Genomic DNA, 11,618 nt, shown 5'->3' with positions numbered 1-11,618 from the left:
TTTGCCTCACGCGCCCAACGGCGCGTGACCCAGGCACAAAAAACCCCGCAAGGCCAAAAGCTTTGCGGGGTTTTATTTAGGTTATTGAGCTGGTCTTAGTCTTCGTTTTTGAGTTTTTCGCCGAACAGCACCACCATCATGGTCTTGCCAACCACGTTCAACAAAATACCAAACAACACCAAGCCCAAGAACATGGTCAGGCCACCAATGATGCGCCCACCCACCGTGACTGGGAACATGTCGCCGTAACCGGTACTGGTCAAGGTCACGATGCACCACCACATGGCGGTAGGAATTGACGTGAAGAAACGCTTGTCTTCAGGAATCAAGTTCCCTGAAATTGGATCGACAGGAACGAATTTCTCTGGCTCTTGACCTTGGGGTGTGGCTTGGTCAATCAGGGCTTGACCAGCCTCCATGGCATCAGGCGCGTACAAGCTGCCCTCGACAAAGTACATGGCCGTACTAGAGATCATCATTACCGAGAAAAAGATGATGAAGTAAATCTTCAGGTTGGCCACCAACGGGTTGGAGGACTGGCTCACCTGCATGGCCTGACGTGCCAGCTTGAGCACTCGCAACACCCGCGCCACGCGCAGCAAACGCAGAACCTTACTGCCTTGCAAAGCCGTGAAGTTAAACAACATCAAGTAGCTGGGCAAGATGGATACCAAATCAATCACGCCCCACACTGTGAAGGCATAGCGCCAACCTTTTTCTGAGAAAACCAAATTACCCAAGTAATCGAGCGTGAAAATAACCACGGCCACCCACTCAATGGTGTTGAACAGGCTGTGATAGCTTTCTGAAAGATCAGGCACCGTGTCCAAAGCCAAGGTGATGCATGAGATAAAAATAAACAACGCCACCACGTTGTTCCAGGCTTTAAAGCCTGAACTGGTCGGTTGTGTAAAGACAGATTTGAACATCGGTTCCCCTTCTTGTTAGAACGCTGAAAATCCTAAAAGGCGGGGTGTAAAAATCTTATAAAAAGTTACAAATTCGACTTTATTGCTTGAAACGGTAGCCCACGCCTATTTCCGTCACAAAGTGCTTTGGGCGCGAAGGGTCGTCTTCCAACTTTTGGCGCAGATGGCTGATGTAAATACGCAAATAGTGGCTGCTGTCCTTAAAGGCGGGGCCCCACACATCTTGCAACAACGCTTTTTGCGTCATCACCTTGCCAGACGACCTCACCAAAGCCGCCAGCAGTTTGAACTCGGTCACGGTCAAATGCACAGGCACATCGTTTTTGAAAATTTCACGCTTGGTGAAATCAATGCGCACCGAACCAAAGCTCAGCACCGAAGTGGGCAAATCGTCTTGTCGCTGATGGCGTCTTAGCAGTGCTTGCACGCGCGCCTTGAACTCGGCAATGCCAAATGGTTTGGTGAGGTAATCATCCGCGCCCAAATTCAGCGCATCCACCTTGTCTTGCTCCATCGCTCTGGCCGAGAGCACCAGCACAGGCATGTCAGACCAACTGCGCACGCGCTCAATCAGCGTTTGACCATCGACATCGGGCAACCCCAAATCCACCACCAACAAATCAGCGGGATTGACAGACAAGACATGCATGGCAGACATGACGCTGTCGGCCTCAGTCACCACGCAACTCATGGCCTCCAAGGCGCTTTTCACAAAGCGCCGAATCTCAGGCTCATCTTCGACCAACAACACACGGGGCTTGGCACTCATACGATTTCCTCTGGCACGCTTGGGGGCACACCCTTGGGTAGGCACACACACAACTCTGCACCACCTGAATCGCGATTGCTGGCAGTGATACGGCCACCGTGCGCTTGCACAATCACCTTGCAAATCGACAAGCCCAAGCCAAACCCTTGGATGCTCGACTCTTTGGTGCCGCGCTCAAACATGTCAAACATGGTGTCAAGCTTTTGTGGATCAATGCCTTGTCCTTCATCGCGTACCACCAACAGCAACTCCTCTGACGTTTCCGACACTTGCAGCGCAATAGACGAACCCTTGGGTGAGTACTTGGTCGCGTTCTCCAACAAATTCGTCACCACGCGCTCCATGAGCGTGGCATCAATTTGCACCAACGACACATTGGAAGGAATGTGCACAGACACAGGGTGCGCCTTCAGCGCATCCCCCAAGTGCTCTATGCTGGCGCTCACCACATCGGTGATGTCATGCCAATCCAAGCGCAGCTGCACATTGCCTGCATTCAAACGCGCCATCTCTAACAAGTTAGACACCAAGCTCGACAAGCGCCGTGCTTGGTCTTGAATGGTGCCCGCGGTTGCCACAGCGTCAGCAGGCAAAGCAGGCTCGTGTGTTGCCAATGAATCGGCCAAGCCCACCAACACGGTCAACGGAGTTCGCAAATCGTGCGAGAGCGCAGACAAGATGGACGAGCGCAAACGTTCCGAGGTGACACTGAGCTCGTGCGCATACGCCACTTCCACAAAATGCAAACGCTCTAAGGTGATCGCCAACAACGAGGCATAGGCTTCACAAAACGCCACTTTTTCAGGTGTGACTTCCGAGGTGTCTTCGTGCGCGGCCAACACCAAAATGCCATGGCCATGCTCCGCCGAAAGCAGCGGGATGTACACACAGCCCCAACCCGTGGTGTTGAGAGCGCTGCTGCTGACCGTTTTTTTGCTCGTCAACGCCAAGGAGGCCAAATGTGTCTCCACATGAAACTGCGCAGCCCCCACCATTTGGTTTTGCACCACCTGTTCATCGGTCACGATGACATAGGCTTTCAATCCCACTTGGGCAAGCAAGAATGTTTCACTGATATTCGCCGCATCACTCACCGATTGAGTACCAGCCAAAGCCCTCGCCACTTGGTACAGCGAGTTTGTACGTGCCTCTCTCAGCTGCGCATCCTCAGCACTCTTTTTCAAACGCGCCGCCATTTGGGCTGACACGATGGCAGTGATGAGCATCACCGCAAACGTCACCAAATGCTCAGGGTTGGCCACCTCCAACGAAAAGCGAGGTGGCACAAACAAGACATCAAACAAAAACACGCTGTAGACAGCCGCCACCACACCGCTGGTTTGCCCAAGTTGAATGGCCACCATCAAGACAAACAGCAAAAACAACATGACGATGTTGGCCAGCTCCCAGCGCTCTGCCAAGGGCATCAACAAAAACGCCAGCAGCGAGGTGAGCAACACCGTCAGCACTGACTTGTGCCAAGCACTGAGGTGTTTGGATGTATGTTGGCTCATGGTTGTACTCCCTGGGTCTACCTTACCCGATGCAGCAGATCAAAGCACCACTTGCGATCCCAGCTCCACCACGCGGTTGGAAGGCAAACGGTAAAACGACGTGGCGCTGTCCGAGTTGCGGTACATGAAGATGAACAACAGCTCACGCCAATACGCCATGTCGGACTTGATTTTCGGAATCAAGGTTTCACGGCCCAAGAAGTAAGACGAGTCCATCAGCCCAAAGCTCACGCCTGGAATCTTGCAATGCTTGAGCGCATCCGGAATGTTGATGTCGTCCTTGAAGCCGTAATTGATGCTCACCGCCCAGAACGAATTCGACAAAGTTTCCACATGCATGCGCTGCTGTGCGGGCACATAAGGCACAGTGTCCAAAGTCACTTTCAAAAAGATCACATGTTTGTGAATCACCTTGTAGTGCTTCAAGCTGTGCAACATGGCTTGCGGCACATAGGTGGTATCGGTGACCAAGAAGATCGCTGTGCCATCCACACGCACCACGCCGCCGTGGTCTAGATTTTTCACAAAGTCACGCAGCTCCAGCGCATCGTCAGCCATGCGATCGCTCACCAAATCGCGACCACGTTTCCAAGTGCTGAACACAATGAACACGGTGAGACCAAAGATCAAGGGAAACCAACCACCATCGGGAATCTTCAGCGTATTGGCGCCAAAGAAACACCCATCAATGACCAGAAACGGCAATGCGCCCAACACCGCACGCATGGGGTGCCAATGCCACAAACGTATCGCCACTGAAACAGCCAACACATTGGTGATGAGCATGGTGCCCGTCACCGCAATGCCATACGCAGCCGCCAAGTTAGACGATGACTGAAAGCCCAGCACCAAGAGAATGATGGAGACCATCAAAAACCAATTGATCGAGGGCACATAAATTTGGCCAATCTCATCTTCCGAGGTGTGCAACACCTCCACACGCGGGGTGTAGCCCAAGCTCATGGCTTGCTTGGTCATGGAGAACGCACCCGAAATCACCGCCTGTGACGCAATGATGGTCGCCACCGTGGCCAAAGCCACCAGCGGCGTGAGCGCCCAATCGGGGGCCAACAAATAAAACGGGTTTTCAATCGCCGCTGGGTTGCTCAGCAACAAAGCCCCTTGGCCAAAGTAGTTCAGCACCAAAGTGGGCAGCACCAAATACAACCAACCCGAACGAATGGGCTGAATGCCAAAGTGGCCCATGTCAGCATACAAGGCCTCAGCCCCCGTGATGCACAACACCACCGAGCCCAAAGAGAAAAAACCTAACAAGGGGTTCTCAGCCAAAAAGTTCACACCATGCAAGGGGTTCACCGCCACCAACACCTCTGGGTGCTGCACGATGCCTGACAAACCGAGCACACCCAACACCACAAACCACACCACCATCACCGGGCCAAACAAAGCGCCCACACTCGCCGTGCCTTTGCGTTGCAACACAAACAAGCCCACGATGATGACCAAAGAAAACGGCACGATGAACGGCTTGAATGCGGGCGTCACCAGCTCTAAGCCCTCGACTGCCGACAGCACCGAAATGGCTGGCGTGATGACCCCATCGCCATAAAAGAACGCCGCACCAAACAAGCCCAGCGTGACTAAAAAGCCATAGCGCCAAGGGCCCATGGTTTTCTTGTCAATCGCCAGCGTCATGAGCGCCACAATGCCGCCCTCGCCCTCGTTGTTGGCGCGCATGATGAAGCTCACGTACTTCAGCGTGACCACCACCATCAACGACCAAAAGAACAGGGACAAAATGCCCACGATGTTGTCGGGCGTGATGGGTACGGGGTTGTGCGCGCCGCCAAACACTTCTTTGAGCGCGTACAAAGGGCTGGTGCCAATGTCGCCATACACCACGCCTAATGCGCCCAACACCAAGGCGGCGTAATGGCTGTTGGCACTGTGTTCTTTATTTTTCATCTTGACCTCAATTTGCATGCATTCAATGAGGCGCAAGATAGCGGCGTTGCCGTAAATACCGCATAAATATTGCCGGATTAAACGCAAACTTTTACGCTTTATTGATACTGCGCAACTTGGGGTCATGCCCAAACCGTATGCAATGAGGCTCAAAGTTTGCAAGACAATCCAAGCTTCTCGCTTTTCAAAAGGCATCTGTCGTGAACTTTTCTTTTGCTTCTACCCTGCGCACCGCCGCCCTTGCCGCGAGCGTGGCTGCTTTGCCCGCCTTCGCTCAAAACGTCATCAAGATTGGCGAGATCAACAGCTACAAAGCCCAGCCTGCTTTTTTGGAGCCCTACAAAAAAGGCATGGAGCTGGCCGTGGAAGAAATCAACGCCAAAGGTGGCGTGAACGGCAAACAGCTGCAACTCATCACGCGTGACGACAACGCTTCGCCCGGCGACGCTGTGCGTGCCGCCGAAGAACTGCTGAGCCGCGAGAAGGTGGATGTGCTCTCGGGTGCCTTCCTTTCGCACATTGGCTTGGCACTGGGCGACTTTGCCAAGCAACGCAAAGTGTTCTTCCTCGCAGGCGAACCTCTGACCGACAAAATGGTTTGGCAAAACGGCAACCGCTACACCTACCGCCTGCGAGCGAGCACCTACATGCAAGTGGCCATGCTCGTGCCTGAGGCCGCCAAGCTCAAGAAAAAGCGCTGGGCCGTGGTCTACCCCAATTACGAATACGGTCAATCGGCAGCCGCTACCTTTAAGCAACTCTTGAAAGCCGCCCAGCCCGATGTGGAGTTTGTGGCCGAACAAGCCCCAGCGCTAGGCAAGATTGACGCAGGCTCGGTGGCGCAAGCCATTGCCGACGCCAAGCCCGATGCCATCTTCAACGTGTTGTTTGCCACTGACCTCGCCAAGTTTGTGCGTGAGGGCAACACACGCGGTGTGTTCCAAGGCCGCGAGGTAGTGAGCCTCTTGACCGGCGAGCCCGAGTACTTGGAACCCCTCAAAGACGAAACGCCCAACGGCTGGATCGTCACCGGCTACCCCTGGTACGGCGTGCAAACGCCCGAGCACAAAGCCTTTTACTTGGCCTACCACCGCAAATACAACGACCACCCCCGCTTGGGCTCGGTCGTGGGCTACAGCATGATCCAAGCCTTGGCTGCTGGCATTGGCAAAGCCAAGAGCACCGACAGCGAGCAACTCGTCACGGCCTTCAGTGGTTTGAAGTTCAGCACACCTTATGGCCCCGTGACCTTCCGCAAGCAAGACAACCAATCGACCATGGGCGCGTTTTTGGGCCGTACCAAAAACGACGGTGGCAAGGGCGTGTTGGTAGACTACCGCTACATCGATGGCGCCTCTGTGCAACCCAGCGATGACGTTGTGAAAAAGCTCAGGCCGAGCAACTAAACCTCACCCACAACGCCCGCCATTGCGGGCGTTTTAATTTCAGCCCACACACTTTATGGACGTCGCCAGCTTCATCGTTCAAGCCCTCAACGGGTTGGCTGCGGCTTCGTCTTTGTTTTTGGTGGCAGCGGGTTTGTCGCTCATTTTTGGCGTGAGCCGCATCGTCAACTTTGCGCACGGCTCGTTTTTCATGCTGGGCGTGTATGTGGCGTATTCGCTGGTGTCGCACTTGGCGCCCAACGTGTCGGGCGTGCTGGCCGTCTTGTTGGGCGATGGTGCTGCGGCCACCACGGCTTACTTTGTCATGCTGCTGATGGCGGCACTCATCACGGGTGCATTGGGCGCGGCGGTTGAGGTGCTGGTGCTGCGCCGCATTTACCAAGCGCCTGAGTTGTTTCAATTGCTCGCCACCTTCGCCTTGGTGCTCGTCATCCAAGACGGCGTGCTGTGGCTGTGGGGCGCTGAAGATTTGTTGGGCCCTCGCGCGCCCGGCTTGAGCGGTGCGATGGATGTGATGGGCCGACGCTTGCCGACCTACGACGTGTTCCTCATCGTCATCGGCCCCGTGGTGTTGGCGCTGCTGTGGGCGCTGTTGCAACGCACGCGCTTTGGCGTGCTGGTACGTGCCGCCACACAAGACCGCGAGATGGTGGGCGCCTTAGGCATCAACCCACGCCATTTGTTCACCGCGGTGTTTGCTTTGGGCTGCGCTTTGGCAGGCTTGGGCGGCGCACTGCAACTGCCACGCGAGCCCGCGCACTTGGGGCTAGACATGGCCACTATTGGCGATGCGTTTGTGGTGGTCGTCGTCGGTGGCATGGGTTCGATTCCGGGTGCATTTGTGGCGGCTTTGTTGATTGCCGAAGTCAAAGCTTTGTGCATCGCACTGGGCACGGTGGAATTTTTCGGTGTGTCGTTTGCGTTTTCTAAGCTCACGCTGGTGGCCGAGTTTTTGGTGATGGCTGTGGTGTTGATGGTCCGGCCTTGGGGCCTCATGGGCAAACCGCTGAGCGATGCGCGTGCACCCGTGGTCACCCACCACCATGCTGAGTTGCCTGCAGCGCAACGTCGTGTCGCGTGGCTGGTGGTAGCCGCAGTGGCCGTTGCTTTGCCATGGCTCAGCAGCGAGACACCTTATGTGTTGGTGCTGGCGGTGGATGTGCTGGTGGCCGCGCTGTTTGCGGCGAGCTTGCACTTCATCATGGGACCTGCGGGCATGCACTCGTTTGGCCATGCCGCGTATTTGGGGCTGGGCGCGTATGCGGCAGCCCTCTTGGTATTGCAAGCGGGCGTGTCGCCCGAGGTGGCGCTGATCGCCGCGCCGCTCATCACCGCGCTCATTGCCATGCCGCTGGCGTGGTTTGCCGTGCGTTTGTCGGGCGTGTACTTGGCCATGCTCACGCTCGCGTTTGCGCAAATTGTGTGGTCCATCTGTTTTCAGTGGGACAGCTTCACCGGCGGCAGTAACGGCCTCACGGGCGTGTGGCCCAGCGCGTGGCTGCAAGACAAAACCCATTACTACGCGCTCACCTTGACCTGTGTGACTTTGGGCGTGTGGGCGCTGCGCCGCCTCATGGCCTCGCCCTTGGGCTACGCGCTGCGCGCCAGTCGTGACTCGGTGGCACGCGCCCACGCGATTGGTTTGAACGTGGCGCGACTGCAGTGGGTGGGCTTTGTCATTGCCGCCACATGGGCAGGTTTGGCTGGGGCGTTGCTCGCGTTTTCTAAGGGCAGCATTTCGCCCGATGTGTTGGGTGTGAGCAAGTCGGTGGATGCGCTCATCATGGTGTTGTTGGGTGGTGTGGAATCTGCCGTCGGCCCGCTGGTGGGCGCGCTCACATTCACCGTGCTGCAAGACAGTTTGGCGCGTAGCACCGATTACTGGCGTGCCGTCATGGGCGGCGTGATGTTGTTGTTGGTGCTGGTGTTTCCGCAAGGCATTGCGGGTGGTTTGCATCAGCTCTGGTCGCGTTGGACCTCGCGCACGCAAGCAGGCGCTGAGCCTGCGGCGCACACACCTCGCCCCACTTCTAGCGGAGGCTCGCGATGAGTGCACCTTTGTTGCAAGTGAGCGCTCTGCGCAAATCATTTGGCGGCAACGTGGCCGTCAACGATGTGTCGTTCAGCTTGCAAGCGGGCGAGTTGCTCGCTCTCATTGGCCCCAACGGCGCGGGTAAGTCCACCACGTTTAATTTGGTCAACGGCCAGCTCGCACCCGATGCGGGTGGTGTGTGGCTTGATGGTCAGTCTCTCTTGGGCTTACCGCCCCATGCACTGTGGCGCATGGGCGTGAGTCGCACGTTTCAAGTCGCGCAAACCTTTGCGTCGTTCACCGCGCTGCAAAACGTGCAAATGGCGTTGCTGTCTGCGCAAGGCAAAACATTCAACCCATGGCTGCGCGCCAACGCGCAGTTGCGCGACGAAGCCATGTACTTGCTCGACCAAGTGCACTTGAGCGCGTATGCCGACCACGCCTGCGGCGCATTGGCCTATGGCGACATCAAACGCTTGGAGCTGGCCATTGCCTTGGCCAACCAGCCGCGCTTGCTGCTCATGGACGAGCCTACCGCCGGCATGGCTCCTGACGAACGCCACGCCCTCATGGACCTGACGCGTCAACTCGTGCAGCAGCGCCAAGTAGGCGTGCTGTTCACCGAGCACAGCATGGACGTGGTGTTTGAACACGCCCACCGCGTGGTGGTGATGGCGCGTGGCCAGCTCATTGCTCACGGCACACCGCTGCAAATTCAGCACGACCCACAGGTGCAAGCCGTGTACTTTGGCAGAGGCAAAACTTTTCACCAAGGTGACCACGCATGAACGCACACCTGTTAGACGTGAAGCAGCTCAACGCGCACTACGGCGCAGCGCAAGTGTTGTTCGATGTGAGCCTGCATGTGCAACGCGGCGAAGTGGTGGCGCTGGTGGGCCGCAACGGTGCAGGCAAATCAAGCTTGCTCAAAGCCATCATGGGCCTCATGCCGCAGCGAAGCGGCAGCGTGTACTTGGACGGACACGACATTTCGCACGCGCAGCCTTACCAAGCGGCGCTTTTGGGTCTGGGCTTTGTGCCCGAAGACCGCCGCATCTTCACCGACCTCACGGTGCTCGAAAATTTGCAACTTGGCATACAAGCCCCACGCCACTTTGCCACGGGGCAGGCCGCACCGGTGTGGACGCTCGACCAAGTGTTTGCACTGTTCCCCAACTTGACCGACATGCAGCAACGCCGCGCCAGCCACATGAGCGGCGGCGAACAACAAATGCTCACCGTGGCCCGCACCCTCATGGGCAACCCGCTCATGGTGTTGTTAGACGAGCCGTCTGAAGGCGTGGCTCCTGTGATCGTGGAGCAAATGGGCGAGGCTATTCTTGCGTTGAAAGCCCAAGGCGTGAGCGTGCTGCTGTCAGAGCAAAACACCCATTTCGCACAGTGGGTGAGTGACCGCAGCTACTCGCTCGACCGAGGTGTGCTGCGGAGTTAAACGGGCTGCGGCCCCGCCTTGCCGTTTTTCACCACATAGCTCGCTTGCGTTTTCAAACCTGCTTCGCTGCCTGCGGGAAACTTGGTGGTTCTGAAGTCGCAGCGCACCTCTTGAGGCGTGACAGTGATGAGCGAATAGCCGCGCTCGTCAGATCGGTAGTGCAACAAGTCAGGATTGCTCTCTCGGATGAGCGCTGCGGCTTTGTCGCCTAAGCCGCGAGAGGTGATGGAGGTGGTCACAAACTCACTGGCCACGATGGGTGACTGTGGGTTGTTGGGCTCCATTCGCAAAGGTGCGGCCACATTGCAGTGCACATCACCGCCTAAGGTGACCACATTGTTCAACTTGGCGTCGACCACGGTTTGCAGCAGGCGTTTTCGGGCTTCGGGGTAGCCGTCCCACGCATCGTTCCAGTAGCTGCGTCCCACAGGCGCGGGCACGCTGGTGCTGCTGATTTGCGTGGCTTGCGCCACCAGCTTCCACTGACGCTTGGAAGCACTCAAGCTCTTGCTCAGCCAACGCTCTTGCTCTAGACCCAGCATGGTCCGACTTACGTCGTTCAACTCGTCACATTGCATCACCGGGCGAGCACCTCCTCGCACCGGATCTCGACACGCTTGGGCACTTCGATATTGGCGGCAATCAAGCGTCCACACATCGGCCAACTTGCCCCAGCTCAGCTGGTCATACAAACGCATGTTGGCCGGACTCTGTGGGTCGGGCCCAAGCAAAACTGGTTGATGCTCGAAATATGCTTGATAGGCGGCCGCGCGTCGCAGCAAAAACTGCTGAGGGTCTGTGTACTGACGGTCTTGATCGTTGGCATAGTCATTGACCACTTCGTGGTCATCCCACATCATCACCCACGGATGGGCAGCATGTGCCGCCTGCAACATCGGATCTCGCTTGTATTGTTCGTACCGCTCACGGTATTGGGCTAATGTTTTGGGCTCTTCGCCGCTGTGTTTGCGAATCGCGTATTGCGGGTTGCTGCTTTCATAGATGTAGTCCCCCATGAAGAGCACAAAGTCCAGCGATTGGTTCGCAATTTCTGCGTGGGCGATGTATTGGCCTTGTTCGTAGTGTTGGCATGAGGACAACGCAATGCGCAGCACTCGCACATCTGCATTCAGCGCTGGCGCTGTGCGTGTGTGGCCCACGGCACTCTGAGCATCGCTCTGTGAGAAACGGTACCAGTAGTCCGTGCTTGGTTGTAGATGCCGAACATGCACATGCACGCTGTGCCCACGCGAAGCGTCTGTTCGCACCTCTGTTTGATACACACGGCGGCGGAGCTTTGAGTCGGCAAACACTTCAACCGTCACAGCCAAAGATTCACCCGCTAAAAGTAGATCTTCATCAGCCAGCACAAGCCTCGTCCATAGCACCACGCTGTCGGCACGAGGTCTGCCACTCGCTACGCCCAATGCAAACGGGTTGTTTTGCCAGTGCCTTGGCTTGTTAGAGGGGGCCGCCACGGCGGTCAGCCATGGACTGAGTGCCAGTGCGATGGCGCTGTGTTGCAGGTGTTGGTTAAATTTGCGTCGTTGCATGTTGGCTCAGTGTCTGAGCCAACATGTTAAACGGCA

At 56.5% G+C, this 11,618-nt stretch carries 9 protein-coding genes; 4 read left to right on the top strand and 5 right to left on the bottom strand.

Going from position 1 to position 11,618, the window contains the following annotated elements; translation table 11 throughout:
• Positions 1–95 precede the first annotated feature (95 nt).
• The 4 genes from QMG27_RS00170 to QMG27_RS00155 form a co-directional block, all read right to left on the bottom strand.
• Positions 96–929 carry an ion transporter gene (locus QMG27_RS00170; protein WP_281811952.1) on the bottom strand — a complete coding sequence of 278 codons (834 nt, stop codon included), beginning with the start codon at positions 927–929 and terminating at the stop codon, positions 96–98.
• Positions 930–1,008: 79 nt separating this feature from the next.
• Positions 1,009–1,698, bottom strand: coding sequence for a response regulator (locus QMG27_RS00165; protein WP_281811948.1), 690 nt, complete (start codon positions 1,696–1,698; stop codon positions 1,009–1,011).
• Positions 1,695–3,212 (bottom strand): ATP-binding protein, encoded by a 1,518-nt coding sequence (locus QMG27_RS00160; RefSeq protein ID WP_281811945.1) that lies wholly within the window; start codon positions 3,210–3,212, stop codon positions 1,695–1,697. The genes QMG27_RS00165 and QMG27_RS00160 overlap by 4 nt, the downstream gene beginning before the upstream one ends.
• Positions 3,213–3,251: 39 nt before the next feature.
• Positions 3,252–5,138 carry a potassium transporter Kup gene (locus QMG27_RS00155; RefSeq protein WP_281811943.1) on the bottom strand — a complete coding sequence of 629 codons (1,887 nt, stop codon included), beginning with the start codon at positions 5,136–5,138 and terminating at the stop codon, positions 3,252–3,254.
• Between the two features lie 224 nt (positions 5,139–5,362).
• Between QMG27_RS00155 and QMG27_RS00150 the strand changes: the two genes are divergently transcribed.
• From QMG27_RS00150 to QMG27_RS00135, 4 genes are read left to right on the top strand one after another with little or no spacing between them, the layout of a single operon-like run.
• Positions 5,363–6,544: an ABC transporter substrate-binding protein gene (locus QMG27_RS00150; RefSeq protein WP_281814675.1), complete on the top strand. Its 1,182-nt coding sequence runs from the start codon at positions 5,363–5,365 to the stop codon at positions 6,542–6,544.
• A gap of 55 nt (positions 6,545–6,599) precedes the next feature.
• On the top strand, positions 6,600–8,594 hold the full coding sequence (locus QMG27_RS00145) for an ABC transporter permease (RefSeq protein ID WP_281811941.1): 1,995 nt from the start codon (positions 6,600–6,602) through the stop codon (positions 8,592–8,594).
• Positions 8,591–9,364, top strand: coding sequence for an ABC transporter ATP-binding protein (locus QMG27_RS00140; RefSeq protein WP_281811938.1), 774 nt, complete (start codon positions 8,591–8,593; stop codon positions 9,362–9,364). The genes QMG27_RS00145 and QMG27_RS00140 overlap by 4 nt, the downstream gene beginning before the upstream one ends.
• Positions 9,361–10,029 (top strand): ABC transporter ATP-binding protein, encoded by a 669-nt coding sequence (locus QMG27_RS00135; RefSeq protein WP_281811936.1) that lies wholly within the window; start codon positions 9,361–9,363, stop codon positions 10,027–10,029. Before QMG27_RS00140 ends, QMG27_RS00135 begins: the two co-directional genes overlap by 4 nt.
• On the opposite strand, the gene QMG27_RS00130 is transcribed toward QMG27_RS00135, so the two are convergent.
• Positions 10,026–11,582: an alkaline phosphatase D family protein gene (locus QMG27_RS00130; protein ID WP_281811933.1), complete on the bottom strand. Its 1,557-nt coding sequence runs from the start codon at positions 11,580–11,582 to the stop codon at positions 10,026–10,028. The genes QMG27_RS00135 and QMG27_RS00130 overlap by 4 nt on opposite strands.
• Positions 11,583–11,618: the final 36 nt, after the last annotated feature.

The sequence above is a fragment of the Limnohabitans sp. MORI2 genome, assembly GCF_027925025.1.
Classification (GTDB): Bacteria; Pseudomonadota; Gammaproteobacteria; order Burkholderiales; family Burkholderiaceae_C; genus Limnohabitans.
Note: the sequence above shows the minus strand (reverse complement) of the source record. Positions and strands in the feature narration are given on the sequence as shown.